This is a genomic window from Paenibacillus sp. OK060 (genome assembly GCF_900101205.1).
GTDB classification, from domain to species: domain Bacteria; phylum Bacillota; class Bacilli; order Paenibacillales; family Paenibacillaceae; genus Paenibacillus; species Paenibacillus marchantiae.
Genome location: NZ_FNFR01000001.1, coordinates 1,127,526 through 1,148,365, shown reverse-complemented (window position 1 = coordinate 1,148,365; position 20,840 = coordinate 1,127,526). Strand labels below are relative to the sequence as shown.

At 44.7% G+C, this 20,840-nt stretch carries 16 protein-coding genes; 2 read left to right on the top strand and 14 right to left on the bottom strand.

Features of this window, described 5'->3' with window-relative positions:
* Positions 1-85 precede the first annotated feature (85 nt).
* Complete coding sequence (locus tag BLS14_RS05030) at positions 86-2,140, top strand: GxGYxYP domain-containing protein (protein ID WP_090949865.1); 2,055 nt, start codon at positions 86-88, stop codon at positions 2,138-2,140.
* Between the two features lie 216 nt (positions 2,141-2,356).
* Here BLS14_RS05030 and BLS14_RS05025 read toward each other — a convergent pair whose 3' ends face one another.
* The 11 genes from BLS14_RS05025 to BLS14_RS04975 form a co-directional block, all read right to left on the bottom strand.
* Entirely contained in the window at positions 2,357-3,505 is a 1,149-nt protein-coding gene (locus BLS14_RS05025) for a glycoside hydrolase family 76 protein (RefSeq protein WP_090949863.1), read from the bottom strand.
* A 161-nt stretch (positions 3,506-3,666) separates the two neighbouring features.
* The gene (locus tag BLS14_RS05020; protein ID WP_063565073.1) at positions 3,667-4,554 is read right to left on the bottom strand and encodes a carbohydrate ABC transporter permease; all 888 of its coding nucleotides are present in this window, start codon (positions 4,552-4,554) and stop codon (positions 3,667-3,669) included.
* Positions 4,555-4,564: 10 nt separating this feature from the next.
* Positions 4,565-5,506, bottom strand: a complete 942-nt coding sequence (locus BLS14_RS05015) for an ABC transporter permease (RefSeq protein WP_082935277.1) — start codon at positions 5,504-5,506, stop codon at positions 4,565-4,567.
* A 112-nt stretch (positions 5,507-5,618) separates the two neighbouring features.
* Positions 5,619-7,256 carry an extracellular solute-binding protein gene (locus tag BLS14_RS05010; protein WP_090949861.1) on the bottom strand — a complete coding sequence of 546 codons (1,638 nt, stop codon included), beginning with the start codon at positions 7,254-7,256 and terminating at the stop codon, positions 5,619-5,621.
* 218 nt (positions 7,257-7,474) lie between these two features.
* A complete protein-coding gene (locus tag BLS14_RS05005) occupies positions 7,475-9,127 on the bottom strand; it encodes a sensor histidine kinase (RefSeq protein ID WP_090806237.1) in 1,653 nt (550 codons plus the stop codon).
* Positions 9,096-9,848, bottom strand: a complete 753-nt coding sequence (locus BLS14_RS05000) for a response regulator transcription factor (protein ID WP_064638482.1) — start codon at positions 9,846-9,848, stop codon at positions 9,096-9,098. Before BLS14_RS05000 ends, BLS14_RS05005 begins: the two co-directional genes overlap by 32 nt.
* A 230-nt stretch (positions 9,849-10,078) precedes the next feature.
* Complete coding sequence (locus BLS14_RS04995; RefSeq protein WP_090949859.1) at positions 10,079-10,960, bottom strand: carbohydrate ABC transporter permease; 882 nt, start codon at positions 10,958-10,960, stop codon at positions 10,079-10,081.
* 15 nt (positions 10,961-10,975) lie between these two features.
* On the bottom strand, positions 10,976-11,866 hold the full coding sequence (locus BLS14_RS04990; RefSeq protein ID WP_090949857.1) for a carbohydrate ABC transporter permease: 891 nt from the start codon (positions 11,864-11,866) through the stop codon (positions 10,976-10,978).
* A 52-nt stretch (positions 11,867-11,918) separates the two neighbouring features.
* Positions 11,919-13,193, bottom strand: a complete 1,275-nt coding sequence (locus BLS14_RS04985; protein WP_256336151.1) for an ABC transporter substrate-binding protein — start codon at positions 13,191-13,193, stop codon at positions 11,919-11,921.
* 85 nt (positions 13,194-13,278) lie between these two features.
* Entirely contained in the window at positions 13,279-14,124 is an 846-nt protein-coding gene (locus BLS14_RS04980) for an AraC family transcriptional regulator (RefSeq protein ID WP_161490583.1), read from the bottom strand.
* 315 nt (positions 14,125-14,439) lie between these two features.
* Entirely contained in the window at positions 14,440-15,405 is a 966-nt protein-coding gene (locus tag BLS14_RS04975; protein ID WP_090949855.1) for an MBL fold metallo-hydrolase, read from the bottom strand.
* A gap of 199 nt (positions 15,406-15,604) precedes the next feature.
* On the opposite strand from BLS14_RS04975, the gene metE reads away from it, so the two are divergent.
* Positions 15,605-17,896, top strand: coding sequence for a 5-methyltetrahydropteroyltriglutamate--homocysteine S-methyltransferase (gene metE / locus BLS14_RS04970; RefSeq protein WP_072732800.1), 2,292 nt, complete (start codon positions 15,605-15,607; stop codon positions 17,894-17,896).
* 81 nt (positions 17,897-17,977) lie between these two features.
* Here the strand turns inward: metE and BLS14_RS04965 are convergent, their stop codons facing one another.
* The 3 genes from BLS14_RS04965 to vanG form a co-directional block, all read right to left on the bottom strand.
* A complete protein-coding gene (locus tag BLS14_RS04965; RefSeq protein WP_256336150.1) occupies positions 17,978-18,961 on the bottom strand; it encodes an alpha/beta hydrolase in 984 nt (327 codons plus the stop codon).
* A 24-nt stretch (positions 18,962-18,985) separates the two neighbouring features.
* Positions 18,986-19,600, bottom strand: coding sequence for a TetR/AcrR family transcriptional regulator (locus tag BLS14_RS04960; RefSeq protein ID WP_090949850.1), 615 nt, complete (start codon positions 19,598-19,600; stop codon positions 18,986-18,988).
* A 137-nt stretch (positions 19,601-19,737) separates the two neighbouring features.
* Positions 19,738-20,790 carry a D-alanine--D-serine ligase VanG gene (gene vanG / locus BLS14_RS04955; protein ID WP_090949847.1) on the bottom strand — a complete coding sequence of 351 codons (1,053 nt, stop codon included), beginning with the start codon at positions 20,788-20,790 and terminating at the stop codon, positions 19,738-19,740.
* Between the last annotated feature and the right edge of the window lie 50 nt (positions 20,791-20,840).

Sequence of the window (20,840 nt, the reverse complement as noted above, 5' to 3'; positions counted from 1 at the left end):
GTGGATTGGCTTTTGGCCACAAGAGGAGGGTGGGTATTACGGGCACATACTCTAATTCTTGACTATAACAAGGAGTGAATTCGCCATGGCTCGTAGATTCACGATGCTCTGTTTAGCTCTCATATGCGCTTTTTCATTAACCGCCGGCGCTGCTTCAGCTACGGAAACGAATGTACAGACAGCCAAACCTGATGGGTCCAAACACCGTGAACTGCCAAGTTTCAAAAAGCCGAAACATTTGGATGCAGCCGACATCTATGATGCGTCAGGTGACATCAAATTGTTGCTGGGAACATTACAGGGTATCGTTAACAGAGAACAACCCCGAATCTATCTGATTGAGTCCCAGGAAGAAGGAAAATTGACCTGGCTTAAGGACATCAAGGTGCCTTACACGCTTCATCAGGATTATTGGGAAGTGTTCTCTGCTTATCGCAACGAAGTCAAAGGCATGGTTGTATATGATCCCAAAGTACCTGATACGATTAACGTAGCAACCACGCTCGCAGGACTGAAGAATGCTGTGGTTGCCAGTCCCGAGTTAGCAGTCAAATTGTCCAAAGCCCCTTACAAATTGAAGATTGTAGATGACCTGCGGGGTAAATTCAATAGTCGGATAGATGCCTATACCTGGCAGTATGAGAATCTGTGGAAGAAAACGAACCACCAGATGTTAATTGGACTTGATCCGGATACGGCGATTCGCATTCCATCCGGCATGCCTGAATCCTTTGTTACGATAACGGAGGAAAAACAACAGATTCGAGATGCAAGCAACCGTGACACGTATTCCCTGGACCTTTCTTCACTCTTGGGAAAATCTTCAGTATATCTCCGATTTGATGACGCTTTCACTCAGGATGGCTGGGGACCGGCTGTACATGAGATTACGGTCAAGGCGGATGGAAAAGAGATCGCTAACTTTATCGCAGGAACACCGGAAGAAGAACAATTCCTCTATGACAGACAGAATTCCAAGGTTGCTGAAGGAGAAGGAGGCCACCGTTTCGCCGATAATGGCAATTATTTTGTGTATGAATTCACTCCTCCTGCGGGTACTCAGAACCTGACGGCTGAAGTGGACATGTGGAATCAGTATAAAGTATCCGCGGGTACTATCCGCCCTCTCTCCGCTGAGCAACGGGAGCCTTATGCATATTTAAGGGATTATGCAGTCGCTAATAAAGCGATGGTATTCTGGTTGGATTCCAATATACCTGAGCAAAAAGCACTCTTCGAGAAGATCATGTCTGATGTAAAACCCGGAACTCCCTACCTTGGCTGGTTTAGCAATGATGTCGAAGGTGAGTTCAGCTCCGTTGAGATTGCATCTCGATATGGCGTCTATGTTCTTGCAGCCGATTGGTTCAGCAACCTGACTGTTTTCTCGGGGACAAAACCGAATCTCACCCCGGTGAAAAAATCTCCGCGACCTGCGCTGGAGAACAAAATCTATGTAACGTATACCTTTACGGAGGGTGATAATTTTCAGTATAACCAGCATCGCATGCGTGTGATGTGGGATGATCCGGCCAGAGGTAAGGTTCCGATTAACTGGACTTCAAGCCCGCTTCTCTACGAAGGTGCACCAGCAATATTGAATTATTATGTGAACACTGCAACCCCGAATGATCTGCTGATCGCAGGACCGTCCGGTGCAGGATACTTCTATCCAGAGGCATGGCCCGACTCAAGCTTCCGGCAATTTTTGCAGCAAACTGAAAAATATATGAAAAAGACTGGCATGACCATTCCTTATGTGTTGAACCGTATAGACAGCGAGAATGTACCTCTCACGCCATTTAAAGCCAAGGCTTATGCACAGGATTATCATGCACCCGGCTTATTCATCAGCTATGAAGACAACTATGGTGTGGAAATCGTTGATGATAGCCTGCCCGTATCCACAATTCGTGGGATAAGTACCGTGCAGGATGGATTACAGGTGCTGAATGAAGCGAAAGCGAATTGGGATGGTAAATCGCCTTTGTTCGTTTCCCTTGGATTGCTTGCATGGAGTACGACTCCATCCGATGCACTGGCGATCACCGAAGAACTCGGAACAGAATTCAAGGTTGTCCGTGCTGATGACTATTTCTCCTTAATCCGAGAAAGCTACCACTTACCCCCTAGCAAGTAATAACCATACTTACATTGAATCTGCAGACGCATAAAAGCATCGTACCCTGAGTAATTGGGTACGATGCTTTTTTCGAATGAAACTTCACCGCTGATCTACCGTTTAACAGTGACACCGGAACATAACAGCACCGCATGATCTTTCTCTTGAAAAGACTCATGCAGGCGCTGACCTCTAATAATTACTATCCTATCAACCTATCTTCCACTCAAATGGCTACTTCTTCACTGGTCTATCCGGTTTACCTGGCTTATCCGCTTTGCCGTCTTCCAGCTTAGCAGCTCCTTCCAGCAGAAATACGCCGCTGAGCTGAGCCGTAAGGTCGAGTGGGTTCTGGGCTGCTTTCCCCCAAGCTTGACCGAATAATCCAGTGTCCCGGCTACCTTTCAGTAAGGCATCGGCATTGCGATAGACTGCCTTTTTCAGGCTCTTGTTATGCCCGACTTCATACAACTCAACCATGTAGCGGATCAAGATGCCTTTGAACAACGCACCGTCCCCGTCGCCGTCCTCTTTAAATATGCCCGTCTTCTCATCCGTTAAGGTCTTCAAAGAACCAGCTGCGGTTTTCTCGGCATCTTTCAAATACGTCTTCTTCCCTGTTATCCGGTAGAGTTCAACACCCGCTCCGATAAACGTGCCTTGATTGTACGTAAAGATCCATGCTTCATTCACATCCAGTGTGCCATCCTCCTTCAGTACCAAACCATCCGCTACCAGGCCCGTTTTCGGATTAACCAGATGTTGTTTCTCCCAATCATATATTTTTTTGGCCCATTCCAGATCCCGCTCATCGCCAAAACGTTCATACAACCTTGCAGCCAAGATAGCGGCAGGTCCATTGGAGCATGCATTTCGGTTATAACGCTGATCCTTTTTCCAAGCCATACCGCCAAGCTCATCTTCCCACCAGGCGGTCTTGATGTCATCCCACAACTCCATTACGTATCCCTTCATCTCTTCACTGCCTGTTGCATCATACAGACGAAGCCCGGCGAGCGCGAGCCATTCCATATCATCGTAGAATTCATTGTGAAGTGAACCATTTCGTGCAATGATACTGCGAACGAGTTCTTCCGCACGCTCAGTGTAGGCATTGTCTCCTGTACGTTCGTATCCGTCCACCAATGCATCGACCGCATGAGCCTTCCACCAGTAATTTAAGGCCTGTTCACCTTCTGGTGTTGATGGGTAAGCATTATTCATCATTTTTGATGCATCGTTCCAGTAGTATTCATTCAGCTTCTCTTGCGACCACTGCGCCTGATCTGCATAGCGATTCTTGCCACCGCTTGTTGCCCCCATGGTGGTGACCAAAATAATGCTGAGTACCAGCGTGAGGCTCACCATTTTCCTTTTGCTCATCAGATCCCTTCCCTTCTCCAATCGACGTATAACTAACAGTTTTACCCGTAAAGCAGTGTCAATCCCTTGCTCCAGCTCTGTTCACGCCTGTCCCTGACGGTGTTCCTTCACCCCCTTCCATATTTCTCAGGCAGAACTGCAGATGAGGCTGATAACCAGAACTATTCTTTTACGGCTCCAAGTACGATTCCGTGGATTAGATAACGTTGCAGAAAAGGATATATCATCAGAATGGGAATCATGGATACCAGAATTTTGGCAGAATTCAACGTTGTATTGGAGATTTTATTGAACTGCTGCAGCTGTTCGACTGAAAGATTCTGCATCTGATCCCGTGTGAGACTGAGCTGCTGCAGATAGGTCTGGAGCGGGATTTTGGAGCTGTCGTTAATCAGAATGATGCCGTCGAAGAAATTGTTCCAGTGCCCCACAATAACAAACAGCATGATCGTTGCCAGACTCGGCATAGAAATGGGGATGAAGATTTTGAGCAGAATTTTAAGCGGACTGGCACCGTCAATAAATGCGGCCTCTTCCAGTTCCTTTGGAATTCCCTTGAAGAAGTTCATGAGGAGAATCACATTAAAGACAGGAACTGCCCCCGGCAGAACCAGCGCCCAAATGCTGTTGATCAACCCCAACTTGCTGATGACCATATACCATGGAACGATTCCCCCGCTGAAAAGCATAGTAAACACAATAATCCACATATATGTGTTTCTCGATCTGAATTGTGTGACGCTTCGTGACAACGGATAGGCCATGAGAATGGTCAAAAACATGTTGATTGCTCCCCCCAGCACCACCCGCTCGACCGAGATGAAAAAAGCCTTCCAAAACTTCGTATCATTCAGAATCTGGCCATACGATGAGAAATTCAGCTCCACTGGAAAAAAATAAACCCGACCTGCATTAACAGCTGTACTGCTGCTGACGGACACCATAATGGTATTGACAATCGGCGCCAAGGACATGAACGTAATCAGAATTAACGCAAACATAATCAACAGGCGGGATAGCCTGGAGCCGAGCGATTTGGATTGAATCATGCTAACCCTCCTAGAAAATTCTGTACCCCGCATACCTCGAAGCAAGTCTGTAGGAAATCACGATCAGAACAAAGCTGATCACCGATTTCATCAGTCCAATCGCTGTTGCAAATGAATATTGCATGTTGATCAGACCCATACGGTATACAAAAGTATCGATAATATCGCCCGTTTCATATACCAGCGGATTATACAGGTTAAACACCTGATCAAAACCCGCATTCAGTACATTACCAAGACTCAGCGTACCCAGCAGGATAATCGTTGGGAACATACCCGGCAGCGTGATATTCAGCGTCTGTTTCCAGCGACTTGCGCCGTCCATTGCGGCAGATTCGTACAATGCAGGGTTGATTGCCGTTAATGCAGCCAGATAGACAATCGTCCCGTAGCCAAATTCCTTCCACGTATCCGTCACAATGAGCAGCGGCCTAAACCAGTCATTACTCGCCAGAAACATAATCCGCTCCAGTCCGAGAAACTCAAGGAAGTTATTCACCATGCCATCGAAGGAAAAGATCATGGTCAGCATGGTGCCCAGAACCACCCAGGACATAAAATGCGGCAAATAGACGATGGTTTGAATTGTACTCTTGAATACTTTCAGACGCACCTCATTTAACAGCAAAGCGAATACGATGGGTACAATCAACCCTAGAGCAATCTTTCCAACCGCGATAACCAATGTATTAATGAAAATCTGCTTCGCGTCCGGCAGTTGAAACATATATGTGAAATTGGAAAGCCCTGCCCACTTTGACCCGAATATTCCTTTGGCGGGAATGAACTTTTGGAATGCCATCACGACCCCGAACATCGGTACAATTGAGAAAATGAACAGCATGATCATGCCAGGAAGCAGCATAAAATGATAAGTCATTTCATCAAAAGTTTTACGTTTCTTTTTCCTCCCGTAACGCACTTCCCGCTCTTGATTAACGGTTGTTTCCATTTGCGGCATTGTCCTTTCCACCTCCATCATGTGCCTAATTGGACAGGTTTTATCGGCGAAAGCCCGTGCGGAAGTCCACCATCAGGCTTCCACACCTAAGCTCACGCGATCCTTATCTGTTGCTCATCTCGTTGACTTCTTCTGTAATCTCGTCACCACCCGTACGTTTCCAAGTGTCGACAAACTTATCGAATTCATCTACAGGGGCTTCCCCCATAATGATCTTGAGCATGGTTTCCTCTTCGAGCTTCTGCAGATTCGCCCACTTCAGCTTCATCGTCTCGGTTGTTCCATAGAAGCCTGCGGGAATCACTTCCAAATTCGGATTATTCGCCTCACGCTGTCCCTCGATCCGGGAGAGATATTCACCATAAGTGTTTGCATCGATCGCATTACCTTTCTCTTTGAATTCCTGATAGGCCTTGAAAGAAACCATTCGATCTTCCTGAACAGCGGAAGCATCTCCGGCCTCATCCGCCTTGATCAGATCATCGTAATACCGCTTCAGCACATCGTTATAATCCACTTGCATCGGAATCTGGGTAGGATCATTGTTCCAGCGGCTTGCATCGGTGAGCAACTCGTCAGCATGCTCTTTCTTGTAATTGATTGCGTCCTCCGTTAAGGAGTACAGGAAATCCGTTGTTAAATTGACTGATTTCATAATCGCTTCAGGATGAGCAAAATCCTTCTTCACAACGACGATACCACCGCCCACCGGATCTTGCCGGATCGTCTTGAACTTGCCATTTTCATCCACTGGTGCAGATACGGCAACCCAGACTGCTTCAGGATCTTGTTTGATGGAATCCTTGTAGTTGGTGTAACCGATCCACCATGGATTAAACACCATTCCGGCCTGTCCGTTGATGACGAGAGCTTCCTTCTCTTCACTCGACCGGACAGCAAACTGTTTATCAATCAAACCTTCTTTATACATGGCACTCAACTCTGTCAGCGCTTGCTTCACTTCAGGCTGAACAGATCCATATTCAACCTGACCGTTCTTCTGAATCCAGTTCATCGGAAAGGCACCGTGTGCAGCAAAGATCGGCGTAAAGTTCATCGCATTGGAATCCATGACCATGCCTACCGTCTTGCCTGTTCCCGAAACGTCCTTCTCCACAAACATTCTCGCGAGATTCCATACATCCTCGACGGATTCCGGGAGCTTCGCGCCTACTTTATCCACCCAATCCTTCCGGACCCACAGCAATTGGTGCTGGTTTCCGATATTCGTCATGGGCAGACCCATGATTTTACCATCCACCTTTACCTGATTCAGCAGCAAATCTCCGTAGGAACCATAAATATTTTTAACACCCTCGGATGCTGTCTTCTCATAAACCTCTGTCATGTCGGCAATGAGATCGTTATCCACCAGTTGATTAAATATTTCGCGGCTGACAAGCATTACATCCGGGAGGTCACCTGTCGTCATCGAGAGTGACAGCTTCTGATCCATATCATCTGTTTCCCAAGCCACCTTGGCTTTGACGTTCACCCGGTCTTCTACATAGCGTGTAGCCAAATTGTTTTCAATGGTATCGCCGGCAGGCAGATTGTTCACATGGTTGGTATTTCGGCCAATCGTAAATTCCACGGGTGTCTCATATTTACCATAAGGTTCATAGTCCTGTTGTGAAATTTGCGGTTGTGCACTCTCGTTATTGCCCCCGGTACACCCACTGATTACAGCTATCATCATGCTTCCGATCAGCAGCGTAGCCATCTTACTGCGCTTCTTCATTCTGTCATCCCCTTTATCTGATTTGCTTTTGATAACCAAATTGTATGCGTTTTCACAATTGGCGTATATGCCACATTTTTCGGATATGTAACACTTTTTTTATGACCTCCAATTTACTTTATTTCTCTGTATTAAAAGTTTATAACAGTAACAAATAAGCGGTCGCAACAGCAACCGCTTCCGTACTAACGCTATGTTTTTAATGTAACTACACGCAATTATGTGGCAGGAAGGACGATTGACACTTCCGTTCCGCTGCCTGGCTCACTATGAATAACGAGCCCGTAATCCCGACCATAATACAGCTTGATTCGGTCATTAACGTTCCGAACACCACATCCGCCGTTCTCTCCTGTTAACAACCCTGCCGTCTGCATAGGCGTCATGCCAACACCGTTATCACAAACGGTTAGTTTAATCCCTTCTCCCACCCGGTTAACTGTAATGTGAATGCGATAATCTATCGCATCTGCCTCCACAAAACCATGCTTGATGGCATTTTCCACAATTGGCTGTAAAATAAAATGAATCACCTCGGTATGTAATACCTCGTCATTGATATGGTAATCCACATCAAATCGGCCATCGTTCATGATGAGCTGCAAATCCAGATACGCTTTAATATGCTGCACCTCAGCCTCAATGGTGGCCATATTCTTCCCCTGGTTTAGTGTTGTTCTATAGAAACGGGCTAATGCAGATACCATATAACTCGTTTCTATATCCGCCTTTTTCTCGGCCCTCCAGCGTATAAATGAAAGGGTATTGTACAGGAAGTGAGGGTTGATCTGACTAATCAACTTGTTATATTCACTTTCCTTCTTGGCAATTTCGGCGTGATACACCTGAGAGATCAGGCTGTTGATCCTTGTCAGCATTTTACCGATACCGTTAGTCAGCTCACCAAATTCATCCCTGGATGAACTCCGGATAATCACATCCAGATTGTTCCGCTCTACCTTGTCCACCTTGTTCTTGATATGGATAATTCTTTGCGTAAAGTTATTAGAGATGACATAAATGAGCAGGAAGGTAATGACCAGGCTGAGGATGATGACAAACAGCGTAATTTGAAAAATACTCATTGCATTGGCGTACGCATTGGTATTCAGCAGATTATAGTGAATGGTCCAGCCGTTGTTGGCGAGTGAGCGGCTAAGACTTAGATCGCCAGACTCCCCAACTTTCGAACCTGCGGGCACAGCAACACGCTTGTGGTTTTCCTGAAATATCACATGCTGCTTCGCGTCCTCAATATGAACAGCTACATGTTCCGACAGATTGTCCAGATCTGCAAAGATGCTATCATGCTGAATGGAGATCACCATAAAATTGCTGTCTTTCGGATTGCTGATCAGTTCCTGAACGAGATAAAGCTTCTCCCCATCCACAATCCAACGCCTGCCTCGAAATCCGTCATACCAAGCCTTACTCTTGAGATCCCCAATTGGCAAAATATTATTGCGGATCCCCAATAACTCCCCGGATGTATAAAAGGTAATGCCTTCAATATCATCATCCATCAGCCGGATGTTCGAGATCAATGGCTCCAGAATGTCCCGGAAATCCAGGTACATATTATAATAATTATCTTCGTAGTCTTTCGTAAATATTTGCGATAAGTCCCGATTAAGCACCATGAACTCACTTAGCGTATTGTAGCGATTAATCTTATAATCCATAATGTTAGCCACCTGCTCCAGACTCGCTTCAGCTTCGCTCCGCAACTCCTTCATTTGAATACGGTAAGACTGTATGAAGGAGAGCAGTCCAAGCAGAAGGATCGGAATGAGTGCAATCACCAAATGGGATAACAGCAGCTTGTTTCGGAACCTGATATCATTGAATTTGCTCTTGATCCATCCGATCATGAAGCACCCCGCACTCTCTGAACTGTAACGGACTGACGCCAAACCTGTTTCTGAACAGCTTGGCAAAATAAGAATGATTGTCGATGCCAACGGCCCCTGCAATATCATTGATTTTCATATTCGAATGAGCCAGCAGATGGCTTGCACGCCGCAAACGATAATCGGTCAAATATTTCGAGAAGTTCTCCCCGGTCTCTTTTTTAAACAAAATGCTCAAATACCCTGGCGATAGATAAACATCGTGGGCTGCCTCGGATAATGAAATATCTCTCTGATGGTTATCCTTCACATAATCCTTCACCTGTCGAATGACCTTCGATTCCACCGATTCCGGTTCGGGACCTCCGCCATAAGCACGGATCTGCGTGATATCCTCCATCACCTGTAGAAACTCTTCCCTAACCAGTGGCTTGAGCAAATAATTAACCACACCCAGTCGAATGGCACTGCGGGCATATTCAAATTCATCATAACCGCTGCAGATCACAATCTTTATATTCTGCTGCGTTTTCCTGGCTTGTTTGCTAAGCTCTAGTCCGTCCATAAGAGGCATTTTGACGTCGGTGATGAGGATATCAATCGCGTTCTCTACCAGAATTCGCTCTGCGCTCTTTCCGTTCTCGGCTTCCAATACTTGAAAGGGAAAGCCGTAGTGAGAGATCAAATCCTTAATGCCTTCTCTTTGCACGCACTCATCGTCAACAACAAGAACATTAAACATCATGACATCTCCTTTGCAAGTAAAGTGAAGGCAAACTATAAGGGGACTATCTTGGTGTACATAGTATTCAGTCATATCGTAGTATATCATAGATTTAGGAAAGGGCTTTCAAAAAGGTAATCCACCAATTTTCAGGCATCGATGTTGTAATTTAAGTGCCCAGCGACATAGAAATATCATGTAAAACAACAAAAAAAGCCGCCAAAAAGGCGACTATTTCCGTACACGTGCTATCCCTTAACCGCACCTAATGCAACGCTGCCTATAATTTGTCTGGAGAATATCGCAAAGACAATGATAATAGGCAAGATCGAGATCGCAACACCCAAATACAACAGTCCGTAATCCATTCCATAATATCCTTGTACCAGCGCAACGAGTACCGGAAGCGGATATTTATCCAGGGAGAAAAACAGGACCAGCGGCGTGAGAAAATTATTCCACGAACCGATAAAGGTGAATATACCAAGGGCCGATATGGCCGGGCCCAGAATGGGCAAGACAATCTGATTGAACGTGCGGAACTCTCCTGCACCATCTACACGTGCAGATTCAATAATCTCGTCTGGAATGCTGCTCTCCATAAATTGTTTGATAAAAAACACATTAAAGGCATTCGCCGCTGCAGGCAAAATGATCGCTGCATAGCTGTCCAGCAAACCTAACGTACTGAACAGGCGATACATCCCGATCAGCGCGAGCTGCCCAGGCACCATCATGGTGGCAAGCAAGAACAGGAATAGCCAGTTGCGACCTTTGAACTTGAACTTGGCGAAGCCATAAGCCGTTAGTGAACCGATATACAAAGATAGCACCGTAGACGTTCCGGCAATGAAAAAGCTGTTGGCAAACCCGCGCCAGATATTGATTTTGGAAGCCATGTTCGTATAATTATCCAGCAAGAAGGGGCCGGGCAGAAAGGTAAATGTCGATGCAATCGTCGCATTATTATGCGTGGAATAGATGAGCATGAGATAAAATGGAATGATACAGAGCACGGCTAGGCCAATCAAACACAGATAAATAATGACTTTGCCCAGTGTCAGACGCCTCACAGTATCGTATTGCTGTAGCATAACTTTTTGTTGTTCGACTGGTTTGACGGTTGGCATTTCATTTCCCCCTCCCTATGCACGGCTCTTGCGCTTCGTCATCATGAAGGATACGACCGATAGCAGGATAATGATGATGAACAGACAGAATGCAATGGCCGCCCCATAACCAAAACGTGTACTTTGGAATGCCACATTATACAGATACATAATACTCGTCATGGCTGCACGATCCGGACCACCCGTTCCATTCGTCAATGTAAACGGCTGATCGAAAATCTGAATACCCCCAATAATGGACGTGATCATCTGAAATAGAATGATTGGGCGGAGCAATGGAACGATGATATGAATGAAAATATGTTTCTTTTTCGCCCCATCCATTTGAGCGGCTTCCTGCAGTGCCGGATCAATACCCTGCAGCCCTGCCAGATAGATGACCATGGAGTAACCAAAGTATTGAAAGAACAGAATGGATGAAACAATCAGTCGCATAAACCAAGGATCATTTTTCCAGTTAATTGGATCATCGATAAGTCCAACTTGAACCAGAAAATGATTTAAACCGCCGGATTGCCAATCAAAGATCAGACTCACAAGCAGACCCAATGATGCAGCGGTAACGATGTTGGGAAAGAAATAAACCGCTCTGAAAAAGTCTCTTCCCTTAAGTAACTTGTCGTTGAGGATAAAGGCGAGTACAAGCGAAACAGTAAGTTGTGGGACCACAGAGACACCCCAGATAAAAAGAGTATTAAATAATGTCTTGTAGAACAAAGGATCTTGCAGAACAGCAATATAGTTACCCATTCCGACGAAGTCTGGCGTAGTAATCCCATCAAAGTTGGTGAAGCTGATATAGAGAGAATACAGAATGGGGTATAGCCCAAAAATGGCGAAAAGAATGAAAAACGGAGCAATGAAATAGTATCCGTAATGATCTTTGCGGATTGACTTGGCAAACATGATTTGTACCCCCAGTCATCGGATGATTAAAAGGCATTCGCTTACTTCTAAGCTAATCCACTTCCAGCTCCGGAAATCTCAATTTGACATCACGATTGATTCGTTTTACGGCTTCTTCTTTGGTCTGAATGTCATTATTGAGATACAACTGGAGAACATTTTTGAAGATGTCATTGTTAATGGTTGAATCATATTTGGTTCGCTCATATACAGGAACCTGCTTGGCTGCTTCCGAGAAAAACTCAAAATGCTTCTGCCCTCCCAAATACGCTGAAGATACAGATCTCGCAAGCTGATCATTCACGACCATGTTACTTGTGAAATAGTCCTGTTCCTTCGCCAGCCCAGAGAGAAATTCATGATCAAAGTTATAAAACTCAATAAACTTCCAGGCCAGATCCTTTTTGTCACTTTTGCTGTACATCGCAATATAAGTTCCACCGGCACTAAAAGCGGATGGCCCCGGCGCGAGACCCCAAAATCCTTCGGTATCCGGAGCGTTCGCCTTAAAGGTGTATTGCAACGCCCAGGTTGCTCCCGGATAGAACATCACTTGGCCTTTTTGCATCGAAGCCGCATATCCGGCACTACCATCATCCAACTCTGCAAGCACATGCCGCTGACGGGCTTCACGAACAAGGTCAAGCACCTTCATATAAGTAGGATCGATGACTAACTTCCCATCCTTAACCCAAGGGATACCATCATATGAATTGGATATCGCATTCCAGTTGGCAAGGGCATGAACTTTATTTCCACTCTCCTGCTCAACTCTCTCTCCAATCTCGAATATCTTCTCCCATGTATCAATTTGCGGCGCTACCTTCTCCGGGTCGTCCGTACCCAAATATTCTTTGGCCAGATCTCTCCGATAATAAATACCTCCAGGCGTTCCCTGATAACCGATCGCTCTAATATTTCCTTCGCTATCCTTCTCATTAGCCTGCACAAAAGCATATTGCTCTGGAATTAATTCATTGGCGTTATACGGTGCTGCCGATAAATTCTCCAGATAAGGCACATCAATTAGCTCTCTTATATTTGCATTCTCGATCATAAACACATCCGGAGCCTTAGACGTTGTCTGTAGTGCAGACTTAAGCTTGGTGATGTAGAAATTGCCCGGAATATTGACAAAATTCACCTTAATGTTAGGATATTTCTCCTCGAATTTTTCAATAGCATAACCTGCTTCATCCGTAAAACTCCAGACGGTGATTTCCTCCTGCTTGGACTGGTTGGCTCCACTTGGTTGGCAGCCGGACACCATTAACACTGCGCTTACGAGTGCAATCATGGAGATATATTTAAGCTTAAACTTCTTCATGGGCCCCCTCCTTCAAAAAGGAAACGCTTACAATTTATTAGAGTATATGGATTTTGGAGAAGGCTTTCTCCCCAAATATTGTGAATCATCCTTCATATGTTGTGATATTTGTACGATGCTTCTTGCGAAATTCGGACGGGGTACAATCATTATATTTTTTGAACAGACGGTTGTATGAGTTCACATTGTTGAACCCATGACCAATGGCAATATCCAGAATAGATTCGTCGCGAAACAATAACGCCCATTCTGATTTGATTATTCGAAAATGATTCAGGTATTCCATCAGTGTGATTCCTTTGATCTCTTTAAACAATTTACATACGTGAAACTTGCTGAATTTAATGTGCTCTGCGACTTGATCCAGTTTGACGGGTTCAGCGTAGTGCTCCTCCAGGTATTCACAGACCGATTCAAGAAATTCAAACTTTTTGGAAGGCGTACAAAGGCATCCTGAAGTTAATTCATCTGTAATCGGTGCCTTTGTGCGCAGCATATGAACGATGAGATCATATAATCTGGCAACCATTAACCAGCGATACCCCGCCTGTTGATCTTTCTCTTCATTCGCTAAAGCATCTATATATTTCCCAAGATTTTTCTCATTACAAAGGTTGGACGGGATGACCGTCGTTTTGTTGAAAAGCTCACCCAGGTCATGGGTTTCTTTTTCGGTTGTGAAGCTTCCCGTTAATAACTCCAGCCGAAACAGGATAATAGTTAAATGATCTGTACCTGGCAAGAAACAGTGAATGTCTCCCGGTTTAATAAGCAGCACATCTCCGCGTTCAAGGTCAAATACATGGTTATTGATGCCAATTCTCGCGCTTTTCCCATTGACTACAACCAATTCAACCTCTTCATGCCAGTGTGCGGCAAAATTAAACTGTTCCTCGGTATGAATTACCTTGATTGGAAAACCTTCAGTCATATGACCTGTTTCAAGAAAAGTAGGTACACCCATCAAATCACCCTTTCCACATTTTCCAGTTCAACAATGATCTAGTTATCATTATTATGCATCAAGTATAGCTGTCCCTTCTAATCGAGATAAAAAACGATTGAAAAAACGAAAAAAAAGCTCCCCAACATTTGTTAAGGAGTCTCTATTATGAGTCTATCTTCTTAACAACCATGATCCTGAATAGTACCTGCTGAGAAGGATCAAAACAAAAAAGTCGCCTTATAGGGCGACTTCTTAAAAACTATAAGTATGATGTGAGGACAATAACGGATCGAGTCAGGTTCAACTTTTACCACTTTTCTTGATCCACTCATGCATGCTTTGCAAATTGGACTTGAAATACGTAGTGAAGAACCATTCCTGATAGGCTGATGGTACAGTAATTTCGTCCAAGCTTTGGTTTCTTTGAGCAGCATCGGTCACAATTTCCAATAGATCCGTTATGTAGTCTTTGACTTCATGTAGTGCGTTCAATGAACATACTTCTCCATGCCCCGGTACGATGATTTCTATATCCAGCTGTTCGACTTTGTTCAAAATATCCAGCCATTGCTGAGGATTAGCATACATGAGAACCGGATGATGTTTAGATAAGACCAGATCCCCCATTATCGCAATTCTGTCTTTCGGAATAAACACCAGGGCATCGCTTTGAGTATGACCTCCGCCAAAAGTAATAAGTTCAACACTGCGCTTACTGCCATGAATAGTCATGTGCTGATCAAACGTTAAGTTCGGTAATGAATATACCAGATCGGGGAGCATCTTCATATATTCACGGTCACTGGCATTATCCCATTGCATTTCCTGTCTTAACTTTTCGTTTGTCTCTGGTTGTATTTGTTCATCGAGTTCGTCTATAGCATCATATATCGCTTCAGGTTTTGCCAACTGCTGCGTTATCCTGTTCCTAACAAAAGTATCCATAATTTCGCGAGTAATCGATGTGGAAATAATCTGTGCTGCAGGGACAAATACTTGATTGCCACATGTGTGGTCACTATGCCAATGCGTGTTGATTACATAAGAAGCCTTTCTACCCGTGAGGTACTCAGCGGCTGCCTGCAAATCCTCTGCAGCCTGTATCGTCGTGAATGTGTCCACAACTAGCGTTTCATCGCCTAAGTCAACTATTGTGGCATTGCCCAATGAACCTGTACCGGGAACTGCAATCGCAGCAAATACACCCTCAGTAACCTCATTCAATCGGAAATGCCTTGAACCTGTGAATGCCCCTATTCCGCGCATTATGGATACCTCTCCTTTCTGAATCAAACGTCATTATATACTAAAACGATCGATTAACCCAGTCTGAATCGACAGCGGTTTTCTCAACCTCTTTTTGGTATAGCCATAGGCTATAGCTAGATATAACTTAATGGAATTACATTATAACTCCGGATATGTGATAACTTTTTGGTAACATATTGTAGAGGAGTTTTACGTCATGGCAAAAAGCAGTGTATTGGGATATCCACGAATTGGTGCGGATCGGGAATGGAAGAAAGCCTTGGAGGCATTCTGGTCAGGTAAGCTCGAAGAAACAGATTTTCAAGCAAAATTGCAGGAGATTCGGTTAGATCACCTGCGCAAGCAGCAAGAAAAAGGTATCGATCTTATTCCTGTCAATGATTTCAGTTACTATGATCACATTCTGGATACTGCCGTTATGTTCGGAATTGTTCCAAAACGGTTTGCATATGACGGTGGCGCTGTACCTTTGTCCGTCTATTACGGAATTGCACGGGGAACGAAAGATGCAGCAGCAAGTGAAATGACAAAATGGTTTAACACGAACTATCACTATATCGTGCCTGAACTGGACGGTGCTTCCCCTGCCCTTACGGAAAATAAACCACTTATTGCTTATCGCGAAGCTAAAGAGAAGCTCGGTATTGAAGGAAAACCGGTTCTTGTCGGACCGTTGACCTTCCTGAAGCTGTCCAAAGGATATGATAAATCCGAAACGAACGCTTGGCTGGACCGCCTGCTTCCGCTCTATGTACAAGTGCTTCAAGAGCTTGCAAATGAAGGAGTTCAGTGGGTACAGATTGACGAGCCAATCCTCGTTACCAAAACAAGTGATGCTGACCTAGAGCTGCTGAGTAAAATTTATGAGACGTTTGCATCTGCTGTACCAGGTCTGAACATTATGCTGCAAACCTACTTTGAATCCGTAGAGAACTATAGCAACATTGTTGCCCTACCGGTTCAAGGTATCGGACTTGATTTTGTACATGGAGCTACGGGTAACATTCAGTCCATTCAAGCGTCCGGTTTCCCAGCGGATAAAGTTTTGGGTGCTGGGGTTATTGACGGCCGTGGGATCTGGAAAGCCTCTTTGCCAGGAAAACTGAAGCTGTTGGATGAACTGGCTGAACTCGTGACACCTGAACGTTTAATCGTGCAATCCTCATGCAGTTTGCTTCATGTTCCGGTAACGACAGAGCGTGAAACTAAACTCACATCCGAACTGAAAAATGCTCTGGCGTTTGCAGATGAAAAGTTGGACGAGATCGTTCTTCTTACAAAAGCATTGTCTTCAAGAAACGCTGAAATCATCGCTGAAATTGAAAATTCCGATCGTACGATCCAGGCTCTCCAACAATCCGAAGAGCGCAATCGTGTTGCTGTTCAAGAAGCCGTGGCAACACTCAGCGTTCAACAGCCGGAACGTTCCCGTCCGTTTGCCGAGCGTCATATCGCGCAGCAGGACAAATGGAAACTGCCACTTTTCCCGACAACGACTATCGGCAGCTTCCCACAATCCGCAGAAGTGCGTAAAGCACGTCAATTGTGGCGTAAGGGTGAGTTGAACAATGAGCAGTATGCTGCCTTCATCCGGGATCAAATTGATATCTGGATCAAAATTCAGGAAGAGATCGAGATCGATGTTCTCGTACATGGTGAGTTTGAGCGTACCGACATGGTAGAGTTCTTTGGCGAAAAACTTGCAGGGTTTGCCTTTACACAATTCGGATGGGTTCAATCATACGGTTCCCGTTGCGTAAAACCACCAATTATTTTCGGAGACGTTGCATTTACCGGAGAAATGACCGTTGAAGAAACCAAATATGCACAGTCCCAGACACAACGTCCTGTAAAAGGTATGCTGACTGGACCGATCACCATCATGAACTGGTCATTTGTACGGGAAGACATTCCGCGCGAGCATATCGCATATCAATTGGCGTATGCACTGAGACAAGAAGTCGAAGCACTGGAGCAGGCAGGTATTGGCATGATCCAGGTCGACGAGCCTGCAGTTCGCGAAGGACTGCCGTTGAAGGAAAACGAGCAAGCCGATTATCTGGCTTGGGCTGTCAAAGCTTTCCGTATCTCCACTTGCACGGTTCAAGACACAACTCAAATTCACACACATATGTGCTATTGCGAATTCCATGACATGATTGATTCCATCGAAGCGATGGATGCCGATGTTATTTCGATCGAGACATCCCGCAGTCACGGTGAACTGATTCACAGCTTTGAGTTGAACACTTATAAACTGGGTATTGGACTTGGCGTATACGATATCCATAGCCCACGTGTTCCAAGTGTGGATGAAATGACAAGCATGATCGAACGCGCCTTGCGTGTGCTGGACCCTAAATTGTTCTGGATTAATCCGGATTGCGGTCTCAAAACTCGTGGACTCGAAGAAACCGTCGCTTCCTTGCGCAACATGGTTGATGCAACCAAGATTGCTCGTGAAAAGCACGTTGCAGCAACGGTTTAAGTTGAATAGATAAATAATTCAAGAATTCATTTATAAAAGACGGACATTCCTATGCTATGGAATGTCCGCCTTTTAATATCATTATTTCGCTGTCTGCTCAGCAAAATAATGATCCACTGCATATTTAAATGATTGAATAAAAACTGAAACTGCCTTTTTACTCACTTCTGCATTGGGTTGAATGATATCAAAGCCATGATAGCAGCCTTTGTAGAGTTCAAAATCAACAGGTACACCTGCTTTTCTTAAGTTTTCTACATATTGAATCGTTTCGTCTCGAAACGGTTCTAAATCACCAACAAAAGTGACTGTCGGAGGAAGATTGCTGTAGTCGGTAGCTCGGGCAGCAGCCGCATAGGGAGGTACATCCTTCCCTACCAATTCGCCAAGATACAATTTCCAAGCCCACTGATTATAATCAGAGTTCCAAATGGGGGCATTATTGTCCTTAGCGGATTCAGTAATCATTCTATCATCGATCATGGGATACAGCGGCATTTGAAATGCAATGTTTACTTCTCCCTTATCTCTGGCGTAAAGAGTAAGTGCAGCGGTTAGACCCCCTCCAGCACTTTCTCCGCCTACCATGATTTGATCCTCTCTAATCCCAAGTTCTTTCACATGGCCTTTCATCCATAAAAGGGTATCATAACAATCATCTAACGCTGCTGGATAGGGAGCATCAATCGATAATTGATAATCTGGTGCAACGACTACACAGTTCCCTGCATCAATTAATTTTTTGTAGGTTGCCCCGAATTGCTCCGGGTTTCCCATGGCATATCCCCCTCCATGTATCCAAAGAACACCTGGCGCATTACCTTTGGCATGTAGAGGTTTATAAATTCGAACACGTATCTTGGAGCCATTACTTGTACGTGGTATCCATTCTTCACTACACTGTAAACCATCGATGTCTTTCCCCGCTGTTGAATCCGATCTTTTTTTGATTTTCCTCATCGAGTTAAGCCACTTTTCTTCATGAGAAGATTTCATTAATAAATCAATCAGTTTGCCTTTCAATCTTAATTGTTTATCAATCATTTTAGTTGTAACTCTCATCATGTTCCCCATCCTTTCAGGAGTTTTCTAAAATCCGGTTCGCAAGTAGTTGAACATGTCATCCAAATATTGATCCAACGTCATCTCCCCAGGAGAATTTGTTGTCCCTTGCCCTGGAAGCAGCACGTTGATACTTCCGTCGAATATCGCAAGGACAGCGCCGTATACAGCCCCCGAAAGAAGATGGGAGTATCCTTGGGGATACCGTCCCTGGGATAAATCGGTTAGTGTTTCCTGAGCCGTAGCTTGCAAACGAGAAAGCACGCTGAGAAGATAGGGTTCTAGCGTCGGGTACTGTTTGGAAAGCGATACGAGTTGACGCATTTTAGAAACATACTCTGCGGTTAGTGATCTCTTTATCAATACATATAGAGCATCCAACGGCAGTATGTTTTGTTGTGTAATTTCATTGAATGGCTCGTCATCGTAATGGTCTGTTGTAAGTATTGCCGCCATGGCTACCGCTTCTTCTTTACAAGAGAAATGGTTGGCAAACGTTTTTCTGGAGTACCCAGCCCTTTGAACGAGATCATCGATAATGAATCCATCCAATCCCCGCTCAACCGCAAGTTCAAACGCTGCGCTGGCCAGCGCTTTGGTGGTTTCCTCTCTTTTGATATCACGCAAACTTGGTTTATTCATCGCTAAATAATGCCCGCCCTTCTGTTAGGGTAGATTTAGTCTTCATTCCTTCATGATAATACTATTACCCATTGTGTATTATTACACAATGGGTAATCAAATATTTCTTTTCAGTTTTATGTTCCACTTGGCCGCTCTCAGTTCTCATCAATGGTAAGCTCTATGAGCTGGTTAAGAATATCTGCATAAGTCATGCCGCTAGCTTGGAGCATGTTAGGATAGCGGGAATTCGACGTGAAACCAGGTATCGTGTTAACTTCATTGAACACCATTCTTCCGTCAGTGGTCAGGAACATATCTACTCGCGCAAACCCTCTGCACCCAAGCGTTTTATAAATAGTCAAGGCACTCTCTTTAACCTTCATTGCAGTATCCTCATTAATGCGGGCTGGCAAGTGAATCTTCGAACTGATCAAGGAGTACTTTTCCGAGAAGTCAAAGAAGTGCCCTTGTAGCTCAATTTCATCAATCACACCAATAATGGGATCAGAATTGCCCAATACAGCACACCCCACTTCAAAACCGTTAATATTTTGCTCAATGACAACTTTGCTGTCGTGTATGAAAGCGTGTTCTATTCCGGTAGTCAACTCTTGCCTATTGTTCACCTTCGATATGCCTAATGACGATCCTGATCTAGCCGGCTTAACAAAGAGTGGGAAACCCAGTGCTTCTGCTTCTGATAGCACTTCTTCCATCCGTTCACTCCTATGTATTGTAAGGGAACTCGGTGTATCTATGCCTGCTGCCTGCACCAGTTTATGAGCCAGTTCCTTGTCCATACACAAAGCAGAGGATAACATGCCACATCCAACAAACGGTATGCCCGACAGTTCCAATAATCCTTGCAAGGTTCCATCCTCACCGTATTTGCCGTGAAGCACTGGAAATACAACATCAATCGTTGTTACATGATATTCCGTATGAACTAGCTCAATGAGTCCTCTGACTTCTCTACTCGGCGAGAAAAAGGATGGGATACAACTCGGATGCAAATACCACCGATCATTGCGAATATCCTCAACCGTTCCACTATATCTGAGCCAAGAACCTTGCTGTGTAATTCCAATTAACACAAGATTGTATTTTTCGGTATCCAAATTTTCAATCACTGAAGCGGCTGAGCTCAAAGATACGTTATACTCCCCTGAACATCCGCCAAACAATACCGCAATCGACTTCTTCTGCATCGTAAAAACCTCCTAAAATGTGATATGAATCTAAATCATCCTTATTGCTA